Here is a 14,770-nt window from a genome sequence, read left to right as displayed (position 1 = left end):
TATCAGTTATTTAGTTGCTACCCGGAAACCGTCTTGTGAGCATTCGGCGTTTCCGCATGGTCGCAATTTACTGGGATCAAGGCAGCTTCACGGCTTTTCACCAGGTAACCATGGGCGATACCCAAAGCGATGCACCAGTATATCGGCTCGTATATCAACCTGTTGAGAAACGTTGCGTTGACCAGAAAAGCTCCCAATCCAACCCGCAGGGCAATAACATGTTGCGCTTCCTGAATAAGGTTGTTGGCAAGATAGACCTTTAGTATCCGCTTTGTCTTTCGAAAGAAAATAACCAAAAGGACAACAAAGGGGATAAACACCAGGGCACCGCCTTCGGCAAGAATTTCAAACCAGGTACTATGGGCGACATGCCCCCTTTGGCCTGGCTCCATCCCCTCGAGGGCCGGTCCGGAATAATATCCGAAATTGGCCAGCCCTATACCACTGACAGGATTGTTTTTGAACAGCTCAAAAGAATATCTCCAAAAATCCAGACGGCTTTGAGCAGACCTTTCCCTGGTATCTTCCTGAGTGGCTTCAACAAGGCTTTTGAAACGTGAAATATGATAGTCATTAATAAAGGGCGAAACAGTAAGACAGAGCACAACCAGCGCCATAAGCATTTTTTTCCGGTATTGCTTAAGATTCATGAACAGTAGCAGGAACAATACTCCCAGCCCGAGAAGCCCACCCCGGGAACCGGTTATCACAACCGACATGATGATTCCAAAACACAGAACTCCGGCAAACAGTGCTTCAGTTTTGTTTTTTGACAAAACCCGCTGAAAAACAAACGGAAACAACAGAACCAGAGCCGCAGCAAAATGATTTGAATCACCGATCGACCCACCGTTGATATTTTCAAAACGGGCACCGGTGGTGCCGCGCAGATCATAACAGCGGTACACCAGCCAACAGGCACTCAGAATCAATACATTGTGGAAATTCTTGATTTTTTCGAAACTGTCGACCAGCTGGATGAACAGCAGGAAGAATACCCAGTATTTAAAATAGGTAACGGTCATATCCCAGCTGAGCTGGGGGTTGAAGGCGGCCTTGCTTGAGCTGTAGGCCATACCGACGACAATAAATCCCAGTAGCCACACCTCTAACGGCCAGCGATTGAATTTTTTCGGGTATTTTGCACTGCTCAAATACAGAAGAACGGTCAGGGACGCTATAACGATCGGTATCTGGAGAGGAAGGTAATAATTCTCGGAAAGTTGCGCCAAACGGATATGAGTCAATGCGGCAAACAGGTACAGCCCCCACACCGGATCGTGAACAAGGGTGCGAAAAAAACCGTAGCTAATCAGGGCAATGCCAAATAAAAACTTAACCAAAATCCCCCCTAACCAAGCGCGTCCAGGTAAATCTTCTCGTAATTCTTCAGGGTCGTCGCGATCGAATAGTTTGCCACCACAAAGCGAAACGCCTGGTTAACAACCCTACCGACATCGTCACCTGACAGTGCTTTAAGAATTTTCGCGGCAACGGACTCCGGACGGCTGTCGGCAATAAATCCGGTGACATTATCCTGCACCAGGCCGCTCCGGTTTGCGCCCTGGCTGACCACCAGGGGAACTTTTGCGGCCATGCCTTCGAGTAGGACAAGGGGCAACCCCTCTCGCTCGGAGCAGAGAACCTGAACATCCGAGGCGCAGAGAATGGCCGGAACATCCGTCCTGTTTCCCAGAAAATGAATACGGTCAGCATAATCAGAATTCCAAACCCATGACTCGAGGGGATCCCGCAAGTCACCATCCCCGACAATAAGCAGGTTCAGATCAGTGATGTCCCTGGCGAGTATTGCGAAGGCATCGAGGAGCAGGCGATGATTTTTGATAGGATCAAGCCGTGCGACGATAGTCACGAGTTTATCGCTGGATTGAAAACCAAGAGCCCTTTTTATGGTTTCTTTATCCTGTTCAACCTGGAAAGACGCCAGATCTATTCCGTTTTCAATAACTGTCACTTTACGCCCTGAAATCTTGTCCTTATTGACGGAAAAATGATGGAGCTCTTCACTAACGTCGATAATTTTGTAAGTGATGAAAGATAGCAGTTTTTTTTCGAGCCTGCGGACCCAACTGCCATCAATGTAATGACGGCTATGTTCGGTGTTAATGACAATAGGCTTCCGAGCGATAAAGGCAGCCAAACCACTGTAAAAAAATGACGCCTGGTTGTGGGCGTGAACCAAATCAATGCTATCCTCACTGAACGCTTTGGCCAATGAAAAAATTAAACGCCAGTCAGTTCCGTGCCGCCGGTTGAAAATACGACACCCCGCCAAATCACCGGAAATAAACTCAAGAAGCTCCCCGCCGGCATCCAGACAGTAGAGAAATGGAGTAAAGGAAGACCTGTCTCCATGCTTAATAAGATTGACGAGCAGGTTTTCAATCCCTCCCTGCCCCATGGATAAGGTGACATGAGCAATATTTTTCTTCATAAGCTATGATTTCACCGCCAGCGTTTCTGTCATGACGGAGTGAAGTTCCTCGGCAAGGTGCTTGTTCATGAATTTATCACAACGGGCATCAGAAAAATCCCTGAGCCTGTCATTTTCCCAGTCTTGATACATGGACAGAAGGGTCTCTTTGATGTCCATGATGACATTCTGGCACTGATAGCCGAGGGAGAATCGCCCTATGATATTCGAAGTCGCGCTGTCATTTTCACAGATGGCGAATACGGGTTTACGGACCGACATATAGTCATAAAGCTTGCGGGGTATCTGTAGAGGAAAATCAGGCTGAATCAACAGCAGAACATGGCTTTTTGTCATGTATTGTTTCGCTTCTTCAAATGACACCCTGGGTATAATCCTGATGGAGTCTGCAAGCAAAGGATCCCGCAACAGCAGAGACAGGTTCGGGTCGGCGACATCGATGCCACCGACAAATTTTAGTTGAATTTTTTGCGCGGAGATCGCCCCGTCAGCAATCAATTCCCGCAACGCGGTTAACAGGAAAGAGGGGTTTCTGGAAAAATACAGGGCCCCTGCATGGGTGATGGTAAACACTTCAGTGTCAACGCTTCCAGGCTTATTAGTGACAGCGTAATCTTCAAAACCGTTGGTGATGACGGTAACTTTGTTTTTACAGAACTCCGGATATCGTTTTTTGAAGTCCTCTTGCAGTTCCTGAGTATTGGCGATAACGATATCCGCATGCTTTACCACCCGTCTTTCAAAAAATCGATCAATGATTTTAACCGGGGCAGTCCGGACTGAAAAATTAGGGTTGCTGACCCAGGGGTCTCTGAAATCCACAATCAGAGGTTTGCCAGACATCAGTTTCAGGACAACACCGGACAAAAGCCCGCTCCACGGGCTTCCTGTCGCGTAGATGACATCACAACGGTTTTTGCGAACAACTTTCGAGGCACCCCATACCGCGAAAGGCAGCCAACCGACATGCGGATCCGGAGTCGCCAGGATATCAGTAATAAAGTCCTTCAACCGCTGAAATTTCCCGGTACGGGATTGAGAATCCTGAACCGCTGTTGATGAGGCCACCGCGCCAGGTTTTAGATTTCGGGAAAGATACGTCTTTATTCGTATCAGTAGTTCCCTTGGTCTGAATACCGCGCACCGAATAATCTCAATAGAAGGGCAGACTTGCTTGACCAGGTCGGGATCAAGTGGTTGATCAGGCAGGTAGGCGCCCTGCTTGGCCGTAACAACCGTAACCTGATGCCCCTTCTCCGACAATTCATTTGCAAAAAACAGAGGCCTGAATGATCCGCTGCTCGATTCTGGTGGGAAGTAATAGGCAAGAAACAAAATATGCATGTCAGTTACTTTAAAAAACAGGGGGCCCTGAATAGATATTTATGTTTCACAAAGAAATAAAACAGACCTTTGATATGCTCCATTTTAGCTTTATTTAAGTTCATTCCTCTTGAAATTTCCTGGGTATGGTGAATAGCGCGCCTGGAAGGGACATAAACAATCGAGTTCCCCCCTTTCCAGACCCGCAGACAGAAATCGACGTCTTCGGGCGCATAGAAGATTTTTTCATCAAGAAGCCCAATTTTTTCCAGAACGTCCCTTTTTAGTAGCCAAAAGGCAGAAATAGCATAATCAACCGTTTTTTCACAGGAAAAACCATTATTCCCCACCTCCGCCCATTCCCCTGCTTCAATTTGCCGAAGGAAAAAAAACCGGCGAATTTTATGCGGAAGAGTCGGAAAACGGTCGACCGATTTCTGCCATTTACCACTTGGGTAGATCAACTGCGGAACGACCATGCCGATATCATCAGACCGACTTAACACCTGAAGAAGGTCGGGAAATACGTTGCCTTCAAATTCGATATCAGAATCGAGGATGCAGATATATTCCCCACGGCATCGCCGCAAAGCGATATTTCTTGATTTCGTGGTACCAATATTCTGTTCAAGTTGAATAAGGTGAATACTGTTGTCTTCACGACAGAACTCATCGATAATCTTGGCAGAATCATCTGTAGAACCATTATCGACAACGAATATTTCATACGAATATGAGCTGTCAGATAACACCCGCATTAAGGACCGAAAGCATTTACGCAGATACCCGCTGGAGTTCCAGGTAAGTATGACGAAAGATATATCCATTTAATTTCTCAAAATTGAATTAAACGTTTACGACGACAGACTACAGAATATTGGTCAGTACTTTATAGCTGTAAAAAGATTCCGAAAAATCGGAAACCGAATTGATTTCCATCCCGCGTATTCTCATCAGAGACCGGAACAGGTCTTTATCAAACCATTTTTTCCCTTGCTGGGATACATAATTCCGGTAGATCAGGTCCACTTTTTTATCCACCATATCCTGGGAGATTTCGACATGCAGGTTGGGCTGTCCCATATCACCGTCATATTTGGGAATTTCATATTCCAGGATCAGGTGATCACGAAAAGTATTTAGAGCCAGTTCAGACAGCAATCGGTGATCCTGGTGCTTGTCATTCCGATAATGGGTAAAAATAACATCCGGATTAATATCTTTCTTAAGGGCCTCAAAATAATCCTTAACTTCATAGCCCACATATGGCAAGAAACCGTCCCTGAAACTGTTTATTCGAATATCGCGGTGGGTTGCATCTTTTAAAAAAGCGGTTGCACAGGTTTGAGCTTCTTTCGCCCGGATCTCATTCGAGCAAAAAACCACCCAGCTGCAATCGATATTGCGACTCTTTGTTAATTCAAGAATGGTCCCGCCGCAGCCAATTTCGATATCATCGCAGTGAGCGCCAAGGCAAAGGACCTTCAGTGTTTGTCCTTCGGTTCCTAATGTCAGTCCAAGCATTTCAGACTCCATTCTTTCGGCTGCTTTTAAGCCAGAGCTCCCAGGGGGCTTCTCCCTTGGCGTAGGCCTCATCAAGTTTTTGTTTATCTTTGTAAGTATCCATACTTGCCCAGAACCCCCGGTGTTCCCATGATGTTAACTTCTGCTCGCCAATGAGGCGTTGAAATGGCTCTTCAACGAGTTCTTCTCCCCAATTCAAATAATCAAAAATACTATTTCTGAGCACGAAGTAGCCGGTATTTATGAAAAGTCCGGAAGCCCCGATGTGGCTGATACTCTTGACCAGACCGTCATTCTCTCTGGTTACAACATGAAAACTTTGTGATGGCTGATAGGCGACAAAACTGGCGACTTTATCCAACTGCGGGGCAAACCAGTCGATCATCTGATTGAGGTTAAGATCGGACAATCCGTCACTGTAATTGGCCAGAAAAACTTCTTCCCCTTCCAGATGCTCCTTGACCTGCATCAGGCGCATGCCGATATTTGAGCTGATGCCGGTATCGACAAAAGTAATGCGCCAGTCATCGATATCGGTATTGAGCATGTCAATTTGTTTGCCCCCCTTGGTATAAACGAAATCGTTGGAAATGGTCTCATCATACTCGACAAAGTATCTCTTAATGGTGTCCGCCATATGCCCCAGGCAGAGGATAAAATCCTTATGACCGAAATAGGCGTAATAGCGCATGATATTCCACAGAATGGGACGATACCCTAGAGGGACCATCGGTTTTGGAATTTTTTCAGAATATTCCCTCAACCGCATCCCCTGACCGCCACAAAAAAGCACAACTTTCATAGGCCACCTCTTTTACAGGGTGAATATTTGGGGAGTGACTCCCATATCAGTCATTGTCTTGGTAATTTCATCGCGATAGATACCATTCATGATAATAACAGTATCAGGCTGATATCGCTTGAGAAATTCTGGCCGGACATACTGACTGCCGATGCCGGGGATAAAGTTCCCCTCCATGTTGGGATTGATGTCGACGACATAGTGGATGAGATCGAGGTCCGCAAAATTGGTCAGAAAGCCAACCGACTTGGACCCTCCCCCCCAGATGACCACTTTGTTCCCGGACTGTTTTTCAGCCTCGAGCCGCTGACGCCATTCACCCAACTGGCGACTAATCTCCACCTGGAATCGGGCGACCCTTTCAGCGGTTCTGGCCACCGGTTCCTCAAGGTCAAAAAACTGTTCCTGCTCTGGCTCCTGTGCGGCGGGAACGGCTTCGAGGAGCAGGTACTGATCGCCATAATCCAACCTGACATCGCAAACAGCGAATCCGCAGCGCCGGAACAGGGCGGCGAAAGAGGTCGCATTGAAATAACTGCAATGTTCGTAATAAATGTCCCAGAAGGCCTGGATGTCCAGAATCCGATTGATCTGAGGAACTTCGAAAAAGAGCACCGGCCGTTGCCCGTCGGGAATACTCTTGCGCAGCTGGCGAAGAAAGCCATAGGTGTCGAAGATATGCTCCATGGTGTGACGGCAGCAGATAAAATCTGGCTTCAGAAGGCCGTGCCTATGATCGTAAAAATCCTTGTAGAACGTCAGGCGCGGATTGTTCTGGCGACCTTCCACGTAGGCCGGATCGACACCGATGCCGTCCCCCTGGGCCAGATCGGAAAGCAGGTTGATGAAATCCCCCTTGCCACAACCGATTTCCATCAGAGTTTTCCCCTGAAGCTGATATTTGTCGATGAGAGTTTCGGAAATACGTTTGAGATAAGCCATAAAGGTGGCGGAAAAACCCTGCTGGTCTTCGTAGCCCATAGTGAAATAGTCGATTCCGGTATCGTAGCTGCGGTTAAAAATAAAACCGCAATCCTGGCAGAAGGACAATTGGATATCCTGTTTCGGAACAGCCAGAGCCTCGTCCTTGCTGGTGACCGTCACCAGGCTGAAAATTGGGGCATTTTTGATCTGAAAGAAATCATTGAGATTCTGCCCATGACAGGATGGACAGCTGGCATGACGGATCATGATGACAACCTCTTCAGGGTAACTGGTCGATGGAGAAGTCCGGCCAGGCCTTGTCCTTGTCGGACATGACGACCGGAGCTAAAGGCCAAATGATACCGATCTGGGGATCGTCGTAGCGGACCCCCCGGTCCATGCCGGGCGCATAAAATTCACTGGTGAAGTAGGTAATTTCAGAATGGTCCTCAAGGGTGATAAATCCCTGCGCAAAACCTTCCGGCGAATAAAGAGCGCGATGATTGTCGGCCGTCAGCTCGGTTCCGAACCACTGCAGAAAGGTCGCTGAATCGGGCCTCAAGTCGACGATGACATCAAAGATTGACCCTCGGGTACAGCGGATCATTTTACTTTCCTGATAGGGCGCCAACTGGTAGTGAAGGCCGCGCAGGGTTCCCTGGTAGCGGCTCAGCGAGGTATTGATCTGGGCGATATTCGCGTTCAGACCGGCTTCGTCCATTTCCCGGCGGCACCAAGATCGGCCGAAAAAACCACGCTCATCACCGATTTTATCGATATCTATGGTGTAGGCGCCCGCCAATGGTGTTTCGGTAAATGTCATGCTCCCTGCCCCCCGTTTTGCCATTGCAGATTGTTGTTGAGCCTCCCGGCCTGCTGGTGAGCCCTGATGACGTGCAGCCTGATCAACTGGGATTCTCGATAATTGCCGTCATTGAATGACATGGCCGCCAGGTTGTCGCGAATCTCGCTGATGGTGGAACGCAAATCCTCCAGGGGCTGATGATCGGGAGCCAGTTGCTTGAACAGATCAAAGTTGGCTCGATAGGAGCGCTTATCTGGCGGGGCGTCGGGATTGACGGAAATATCGACACCAGGGATCACTTCTGCAGTGGCTTCCGCCAACTCGAGCATGGTGGTATTCCAGGCGCTGCTGCCGCAGTTGATAGCCAAAAAGGACCCTCCGTTGGCGGCCGGGCGGGCGACGGCCCAGTCGATGGCGCGGGCCATATCTTTGGTGTTGATCAGCGGCCGCCAGGGGGTTCCGTCACTCAGTATGGAAATATGGCGATTGACCAGAGCCCCGGCGACAAAGTCGTTGAGAACCAGATCCAGCCGCAGCCGATTCGACCAGCCGCAGGCAGTGGCGAAACGGTTGCAGGTGACGGTAAAATTCTCATCCGCCAGCTTTTCCAGCCCTTCTTCTGCGGCCACCTTGGAACGCGCGTAGGCGGTCAGCGGGTTCAGGCGATCCCCTTCTTTGCGAGGAGAATCGTCCGCCTGGCCGTACATGGAGCAACTGGAGGCATATACGAAGGACCTCACCCCGTTGCGCTTGGCCAGTTTTGCCAGGTTGACAGCCGAACGGTAATTGATATCCATGGTCACCTCTTCGAACAGGTTGCCAATGGGATCGTTGGAAATCGCGGCAAGGTCGATGACCACGTCAACACCATGAAGCAACTGTTCAGGGAACTGTCTGAGGTCACCAAAATACTGCATATCCAGTTTGACTTCCGGCAAAACCCCCGCGTTGGTCAGACAGTGAGCAAAGTAACCGATATCAAACCCTGCAATTTCAGCATCGGGATAGGTCATGCGAAGCTGATTCACAACATTAGGGCCGACATACCCCAGATTACCGACAATTAAAATTCTCATAAAATCTCACCAGTCTGATTGAGTGAATGTTCCCTGGCCGTTATCTTCATGATGACACGATAGCACACAGGTGAAAGCCTGCTGAAATCAGGCCTTCATTTTTAAAAAGAATGAAACCCGCCCTCCCCGGTAGACCATTGAAAAGCGTCCTGCGTTCCAATGGCACTCCCGTGGAAATAACGTTAAAAAGTTCTCCTCGCTGCGACCTGCGCTTTTCCGCCGATCTTCGCCTTCCCCCTACGGGGAGCTTCAATCAGTTGTCAGTGCAGCGTCCTTTTCTGATACAGGATGACGCGTGTATAGCCCAGTCCCAGCTTTTCTTTCAGGCCGATCAATTTCTTCTCGGCAAGGAATAACTGCAGACCACGGTTCAGTTTGTAGGAGTTGACCAGCCTCAGTACCCCTTTGTGCCCCATGGGCAAAACAGTTCTTCGCGTCAACTGCTGAAAAGACGGGTCAAGCAGCCGTTTCAAGTCATGAAGACTCAGCCACTTCTTGATATGCCCGGATCGTTCGTAACCCAGCTCCAGCCGTTTGATGACAAAACTGTTGGCGGTGGTGATGATCAGGTAACCGCGGGGTTTCAACATTCGGTAAAGCTTTTGAACGAACGCCTCCTGGTCGTAAATATGAGCAATGACTTCCTGCGCGACAATCAGACCGTAATGGTTTTCCGGAAACGGGACCTCCAGAAAATCATCAGCGATGAACTCAATGTCCGGATGATTCATCCGGGCAATATCGATGCCGGTTTTGGAGAGATCGATCCCTGCAGCGTCTCCGTAGTCTTGAAGTTCCTCGGTGAGCCAACCAGTGCCGCACCCAACATCAAGGATGGGGACATCCCTGACGCTATACTCATTGAGGATTTCCAGGATTTTTTCTCCCTGCCGCAACTGCCAGGAGTTGGGAGTCTGGGAGTTTTCCCAGCGATCGTCCCAGTAATCCTTCTGTTCTGACATCGACGGAATAGACGACGTTATTCCAGTTCTGCTTTCGTAGCCTTCGGGGAGATAGCCCATAACAACCTCCTGATCCTGAAAAATCTTAAATCTGATGTTCCCTTTCTCGACTATAAGTTTAGCTTACCCCAGCCATTTTTGTTATGAAGTGGTATTTCCATAAACGACCAACCGATCATGCCCTCAGCCGATGGAAACAATATCAAGGCCCCCATCATTATCGATATCAACAGCCTGTGCTCCGTCATGATATTCATCCCCAACCGACTTGCCCCACAGATCCCTGGGGCCGTGTGCATCGACGGGGATCCTGGCAAACGATTCAGAACCACCGGAACGCTCGTGAAAAACGACGGCGAGGCCGGAAAAAACTAGAATCAGCAGAACTGACAGATAAATCGGTTTCATGTCTGCTGTTCACCTCGGGTTTTCAAAAACTGGGAGATTTCAGCTCCGATCAACTGCCTGTGCCAGACAACTCTGCGCAGAATGTAAAGATCCATCTGCAACTTTCCCATGAAACCATTGGGGGATTTCTGAATGGCCTTGATATAGGCCAGGTGTTTCTTCAGGGTTGGCAGGACGAATTTTTTATTTTGTCCCGTCCAGAAAGTCTGTTGAACACTGGTATTCTTGCGATCCCAGGAACTGGCGTCTTCATGCATGCGACGAAAAAACAGGGTTTCGGGAATCTCGACGATTTTTCCATACAAGGTCAGTTCCCCCATGAGGTTGGTATCGGCGGCATGAAAGCTGCCATTGCCCATCAGCGCGGTATGTTTAAGGGCTGAATGGCGCATCAGGCCATAAATGGCGTTGGTCAGACCGACGACTTCGAAATAGGTTTTAAAACGCGTGACAACGTCATCATGCTGCAGATCGAGATTGTCATCATAGTGCTGAAGCAGACGCCCTTCCCCGTCGATAATATCGGTTTTGCCATAACACATCACAGCGTCCGGTCGCGATTCGAGAACTTTCAGGCAGCGTTCATGCAGATGCTCCGAGCAGAGGTCGTCGGCGTTGAACCAGCGAAAATATTCCCCTCCGGCCAAATGAAAAAGCTGATTGTAATTGCCAGCAGCGCCAATATTTACAGAGTTACGAATGTATTTTATGCGAGGATCTGAAGCCGCGAAGTCACGACATATAACTTCCGTTTTATCCGTCGAAGCATTATCGGAGATGATCAGTTCAAAATTACTGTAGGTTTGCTGCAGAGTTGCCTTGATGGCCGACTCTAAATACCGCTCACCATTATAGACAGGCATTCCGACACTAATTTTAAATGACGTCGAGGCCATGAATATCCTTTTTTGAAGAGACTATGCTATTAACTCAATAATTTCATGATATTGCCGCTCAAGAGCAATAGTATGTTCTGAATTCCTATGCCGTATTTGTCCTTTAACATGATCAATATCTCCCGCCAGTTTGGTGAACCCGCACCATAAATCCTCTGCCTGAAACTGCTCATGGTCATAGGCAAACTCGGCCTGCCCTGCAACACTCAACAGCTCTTTAGCTTTCTGATAATAACAGATGCCCAGCGTCGGTTTTTCCAGCAGCAAGGAAAGAACTGTCCCGTGAAAGCGGGTCGGGACGGTGAGGTCACAGGCAGCGATGTTGGCAAGCAAGTCGTCGACAGAGTCGCTGGTCAGGACATAATCTTCCCGGGGTGCGCTCAACGATCCCCTCTCTTGCAAGATATCAAGAATGTCAATAATGACTCCCTGGTCCTTTTCCTGGGTCGGAAAAAAAAATACGGGATAATCATTTTCCAAAAGCCTTTGCGAGAAATCAGCGACCTTACCGATATATTGCTTGTATTTGGAATCCACAGGTTCACACCAGTAGCGGGGATCAAACAATGGCATGGGATTGATACCAACAACAGGCAAACCGTTTAGCCTCCTGCTTTGAGGCAAACAAACCGGTTTCACCTGTTCGGTCAACAAGCTATGCGCGAGGTCAGGTGCAACATGTGTTTTTCCTTTAAAGCCAACCAGTTCACGCAGCAATTGCTGTGAAGAATAGTCCCGCAACGAAACATAGTCAGCGAAGCGTAAGGTCCAACGGAGAAACCGGCAACTCAACATCCCGGCAATAGGGCCAGCACCAACACTCACGAATAAAAGTCGAGCCCTCACGAGTCTGGTTAATAAGGCCCATTTCAGCAATGTGTATGGGAATCCCCAGGGTCCACCAAAATTATCAAGAAATTGATTGGAGCCGGTCACTATCAGCACGTCAATCTTTTTCATGTATTGAAATGCATGAAAAAGAAAACGAACCTCAAGAAAGAAAGTTTTCAAGGCTGCCAGGAGTGACAAACACAGTCTAGCGAGATGTCTAAGCAGAGGAATTCTCTTGATCAACGCCTTGACTCTATCGACAGAAGAATCTGTAGATGCAGAAGAAACCCGCTCTGAAACAGCATCGTCCTTTTCCGTTGCAGTCATCTTTTGATGAGAGGATCGCCGCCTGATCGGAAACGCTTCGACCCCATGGCGCGAAGCAGTATCTTCTGGGTTTAGTGAAAATCCTACCAGCTCGGCTTTGGGCAGGCGCTTTTTTAAATTCTGCATAACGGCCTGAATAATCGCCTCATCCCCCAGGTTTCTGTTGCCATAGTGGCCAAAGATGCCGATTCTTTTGACTGATTTCATACCTAACCCGAGCGACCTTTCTGTCATAAGCTGATCCGCTTTCGCAGTATTGGCCCGACAGTATCAGAGACCACCAAAGGCAATTTCTGCCATACCCCCGCGATAGTTGTGCGCAGTTTGGACGGCTTTATTTGCAGGATTGGTTCCGGATCAGCCTGTGCGATAGGATAATGCAGCCATTGCAATGGCTGCGGCTGAGCGCCCCATTGTTCCTTAAAGCGATAGGTTCCTTCTCCGGGAGTCGACCGGCCAAAGTCAAAAAAAGCGTAGCCATTGTCCGCAGCAAAAGACAGAAAAGTCCAATACAGCAACATATTCGGATTCAGCCGATTATAGTCCTGCAACGAGGATGCCCAGGGGATGGAGACCGTTGTCTTGTGAAGGAGGATAATACCGGCGGCGGCAACCGCTCCATCCGGAGCGCAAACAATCGCAACCCGCGCCTGCGAACCGTAATGAGACAGGATCGATTCGATCCAGGCCCGGCTGTGCACAGGTGAGCCAAGATCTCGCATGTTGCGGGTAAACACAGTATAAAAGGAATCGATTAACTCAGCCCCGCCAAGTTGAGCCGTCAACCCGTCCTTTATCGGCTTTCTGACTTGACTGCGCAATTTTGATTTAAACCCGGCCAACAGGGAGGCGGAGTCATCCGGCAACGGCAGAAGCATCCGGACTTTGCCCCCCTGCGCTTGAGGTGAGTTCTCTCGGACGATAGGATAGCGGACTTCACAGGGTCTTTTGTGCGGAAACGCCAGGGAACGTAAATGCTCAATCAGCATGTCTTCAATGAGGGGGCTATCCGCCAAAGGACCGGCGGCATCGCAATACGGCAGGGAAATGTAAGAGCTGCGCCCTTTTAAGCCTCTAAAATCTACAGCCGGAAGAACGCCACGAACAACCCCATCCTGTTCGGCCAACAAATAAACACCGTGCCAACCATAACTTTGCTCGACAGCCAGTTTCCAGGCAAACAGATGATAGGCAAGTCCATCCTTGTGCTGCAGGACATACTTATCCCAAACATCCTGATCCGCTTTGCCCGCTTTCCTGATCTGCATCTGTGGCACCTTGGTCATAGCAAAGAGACAATGTTGTTTGTCCCTAGTGTCCTGTGCGGTTAGTTCTATAGTCCAATTCTGGCCCTTTTTACTGCTGTCTACGTTCTGCCTTCTCGGCTTGGCTTCGGCCAGGCCTGCGGCGGCACGCCTTGACAGCAGTAAAAATGACTCAGAATTTATACAAACAACGAACCGAACAGGACACTAGGTGAACAGACCATTGAAAAGGCCCATTCTGAGAGTTGCTTCGAGCTCAGCCGAAATAGTGAAAAAGAAACTGGCTACAAGCCGAAAGAAGCCCCCATTCGTTCAAAATGAAAGTCCTGCAGCAGCCGTTTGAAACGGCTTTCCGTCTTGCTCAGATTCAGATAATGCCTGAATCGACTTTTAGCACTAGCCCCCTTCATGCGCGGTTGGGCCGGGTCAAACTCCCAGGGGTGAAGATAAAAAACAAAAGGCTTCTTCTCCACCCGATTAATTCTGCTCAGCCCCCAGCGAGTCAAATTATAAGGAAGCAAACGAAAATAGCCGCCACCGGCAATAGGCAGATTCCTCCCGCCCAAACGCAGGGTTGTAATCGGAATCTCCCGGATTGAGCGTTCACGGCTTGAGGGCTCATCTTCCGCCTTCCAGCCACTGTTCTCTTTAACCGCATACCCTGCGAAACGGGGCCAGTCAGGGATACCGTAGAAATCATGCTTCATCGGGAAAATGCTTGAATCGTACTGAAAACCGGCCTCAAGAAGTTCATCAAAAGCCCAATCCGTTGATCTGGTGATGGAGTAGCTGGGAGCACGGTAACCAATAATCTGCTGTCCGGCCTGCTCTTCAAGAATTGCTTTCGCTTTACGAATATCTTCGCGAAAGATCTGGCGATCCTGAACCGCAACCCGTTGATGCAGATAGCCGTGGCAGGCCACTTCATGCCCCTGCTCTGCAATTCTTCTGGTCACCCCCGGAAAGTGCTCAGCGACCCAACCGAGAATGAAAAAGGTTGCCAGCACATTGTGCTCAGCCAGAAGCTCCAGAACCAGGTCGGTATTTCGCTCAACCCGGCTTTCGCGCGTCGCCCAACTGGCGGGCTTGGAAATAGTTTCAAATGCCGATACGTGGAAATAGTCTTCGACATCAATGGTCATGAAATTTTTCATATTACCCAAGTCCACGGA

At 49.0% G+C, this 14,770-nt stretch carries 15 protein-coding genes; all 15 read right to left on the bottom strand.

Annotation, left to right across the window (positions count from 1 at the left end; genetic code table 11):
* Window positions 1-17 precede the first annotated feature (17 nt).
* Entirely contained in the window at window positions 18-1,343 is a 1,326-nt protein-coding gene (locus N909_RS0119775; RefSeq protein ID WP_029917867.1) for an O-antigen ligase family protein, read from the bottom strand.
* A gap of 8 nt (window positions 1,344-1,351) precedes the next feature.
* Window positions 1,352-2,455: a glycosyltransferase gene (locus N909_RS0119770; RefSeq protein WP_029917866.1), complete on the bottom strand. Its 1,104-nt coding sequence runs from the start codon at window positions 2,453-2,455 to the stop codon at window positions 1,352-1,354.
* A 3-nt stretch (window positions 2,456-2,458) separates the two neighbouring features.
* Window positions 2,459-3,799 carry a glycosyltransferase gene (locus N909_RS0119765; protein ID WP_084167833.1) on the bottom strand — a complete coding sequence of 447 codons (1,341 nt, stop codon included), beginning with the start codon at window positions 3,797-3,799 and terminating at the stop codon, window positions 2,459-2,461.
* 5 nt (window positions 3,800-3,804) lie between these two features.
* Window positions 3,805-4,605 (bottom strand): glycosyltransferase family 2 protein, encoded by an 801-nt coding sequence (locus tag N909_RS0119760; RefSeq protein WP_029917864.1) that lies wholly within the window; start codon window positions 4,603-4,605, stop codon window positions 3,805-3,807.
* A gap of 40 nt (window positions 4,606-4,645) precedes the next feature.
* Window positions 4,646-5,374 (bottom strand): PIG-L deacetylase family protein, encoded by a 729-nt coding sequence (locus N909_RS0119755; RefSeq protein ID WP_211254001.1) that lies wholly within the window; start codon window positions 5,372-5,374, stop codon window positions 4,646-4,648.
* Complete coding sequence (locus N909_RS0119750) at window positions 5,304-6,104, bottom strand: sugar phosphate nucleotidyltransferase (RefSeq protein WP_029917862.1); 801 nt, start codon at window positions 6,102-6,104, stop codon at window positions 5,304-5,306. Before N909_RS0119750 ends, N909_RS0119755 begins: the two co-directional genes overlap by 71 nt.
* 12 nt (window positions 6,105-6,116) lie before the next feature.
* Entirely contained in the window at window positions 6,117-7,295 is a 1,179-nt protein-coding gene (locus N909_RS0119745; RefSeq protein WP_036684169.1) for a class I SAM-dependent methyltransferase, read from the bottom strand.
* Between the two features lie 13 nt (window positions 7,296-7,308).
* Window positions 7,309-7,851: a dTDP-4-dehydrorhamnose 3,5-epimerase gene (gene rfbC, locus N909_RS0119740; protein ID WP_029917860.1), complete on the bottom strand. Its 543-nt coding sequence runs from the start codon at window positions 7,849-7,851 to the stop codon at window positions 7,309-7,311.
* Window positions 7,848-8,909: an NAD-dependent epimerase/dehydratase family protein gene (locus tag N909_RS0119735; protein WP_029917859.1), complete on the bottom strand. Its 1,062-nt coding sequence runs from the start codon at window positions 8,907-8,909 to the stop codon at window positions 7,848-7,850. The genes rfbC and N909_RS0119735 overlap by 4 nt, the downstream gene beginning before the upstream one ends.
* Before the next feature lie 260 nt (window positions 8,910-9,169).
* Window positions 9,170-9,931, bottom strand: a complete 762-nt coding sequence (locus N909_RS0119730) for a class I SAM-dependent methyltransferase (protein WP_029917858.1) — start codon at window positions 9,929-9,931, stop codon at window positions 9,170-9,172.
* Window positions 9,932-10,054: 123 nt separating this feature from the next.
* On the bottom strand, window positions 10,055-10,279 hold the full coding sequence (locus N909_RS0119725) for a hypothetical protein (RefSeq protein ID WP_029917857.1): 225 nt from the start codon (window positions 10,277-10,279) through the stop codon (window positions 10,055-10,057).
* Complete coding sequence (locus N909_RS0119720; protein ID WP_036684166.1) at window positions 10,276-11,175, bottom strand: glycosyltransferase family 2 protein; 900 nt, start codon at window positions 11,173-11,175, stop codon at window positions 10,276-10,278. The genes N909_RS0119725 and N909_RS0119720 overlap by 4 nt, the downstream gene beginning before the upstream one ends.
* A 21-nt stretch (window positions 11,176-11,196) precedes the next feature.
* Entirely contained in the window at window positions 11,197-12,567 is a 1,371-nt protein-coding gene (locus tag N909_RS0119715; RefSeq protein WP_029917855.1) for a polysaccharide pyruvyl transferase family protein, read from the bottom strand.
* Complete coding sequence (locus tag N909_RS0119710; protein WP_029917854.1) at window positions 12,564-13,601, bottom strand: GNAT family N-acetyltransferase; 1,038 nt, start codon at window positions 13,599-13,601, stop codon at window positions 12,564-12,566. The genes N909_RS0119715 and N909_RS0119710 overlap by 4 nt, the downstream gene beginning before the upstream one ends.
* Before the next feature lie 281 nt (window positions 13,602-13,882).
* Complete coding sequence (locus N909_RS0119705; protein WP_029917853.1) at window positions 13,883-14,752, bottom strand: XrtA system polysaccharide deacetylase; 870 nt, start codon at window positions 14,750-14,752, stop codon at window positions 13,883-13,885.
* Between the last annotated feature and the right edge of the window lie 18 nt (window positions 14,753-14,770).

This window comes from Pelobacter seleniigenes DSM 18267 (assembly GCF_000711225.1).
GTDB classification, from domain to species: Bacteria; Desulfobacterota; Desulfuromonadia; order Desulfuromonadales; family Geopsychrobacteraceae; genus Seleniibacterium; species Seleniibacterium seleniigenes.
Note: the sequence above shows the minus strand (reverse complement) of the source record. Positions and strands in the feature narration are given on the sequence as shown.

Excerpts from the sequence above, each read along its gene's own strand:
- N909_RS0119770 (WP_029917866.1), bottom strand. The coding sequence starts at position 2,455 with ATGAAGAAAAATATTGCTCATGTCACCTTATCCATGGGGCAGGGAGGG.
- N909_RS0119765 (WP_084167833.1), bottom strand. The coding sequence starts at position 3,799 with ATGCATATTTTGTTTCTTGCCTATTACTTCCCACCAGAATCGAGCAGC.
- N909_RS0119760 (WP_029917864.1), bottom strand. The coding sequence starts at position 4,605 with ATGGATATATCTTTCGTCATACTTACCTGGAACTCCAGCGGGTATCTG.
- N909_RS0119755 (WP_211254001.1), bottom strand. The coding sequence starts at position 5,374 with ATGAGGCCTACGCCAAGGGAGAAGCCCCCTGGGAGCTCTGGCTTAAAA.
- N909_RS0119750 (WP_029917862.1), bottom strand. The coding sequence starts at position 6,104 with ATGAAAGTTGTGCTTTTTTGTGGCGGTCAGGGGATGCGGTTGAGGGAA.
- N909_RS0119745 (WP_036684169.1), bottom strand. The coding sequence starts at position 7,295 with ATGATCCGTCATGCCAGCTGTCCATCCTGTCATGGGCAGAATCTCAAT.
- rfbC (WP_029917860.1), bottom strand. The coding sequence starts at position 7,851 with ATGACATTTACCGAAACACCATTGGCGGGCGCCTACACCATAGATATC.
- N909_RS0119735 (WP_029917859.1), bottom strand. The coding sequence starts at position 8,909 with ATGAGAATTTTAATTGTCGGTAATCTGGGGTATGTCGGCCCTAATGTT.
- N909_RS0119730 (WP_029917858.1), bottom strand. The coding sequence starts at position 9,931 with ATGGGCTATCTCCCCGAAGGCTACGAAAGCAGAACTGGAATAACGTCG.
- N909_RS0119725 (WP_029917857.1), bottom strand. The coding sequence starts at position 10,279 with ATGAAACCGATTTATCTGTCAGTTCTGCTGATTCTAGTTTTTTCCGGC.
- N909_RS0119720 (WP_036684166.1), bottom strand. The coding sequence starts at position 11,175 with ATGGCCTCGACGTCATTTAAAATTAGTGTCGGAATGCCTGTCTATAAT.
- N909_RS0119715 (WP_029917855.1), bottom strand. The coding sequence starts at position 12,567 with ATGACAGAAAGGTCGCTCGGGTTAGGTATGAAATCAGTCAAAAGAATC.
- N909_RS0119710 (WP_029917854.1), bottom strand. The coding sequence starts at position 13,601 with ATGCAGATCAGGAAAGCGGGCAAAGCGGATCAGGATGTTTGGGATAAG.
- N909_RS0119705 (WP_029917853.1), bottom strand. The coding sequence starts at position 14,752 with ATGAAAAATTTCATGACCATTGATGTCGAAGACTATTTCCACGTATCG.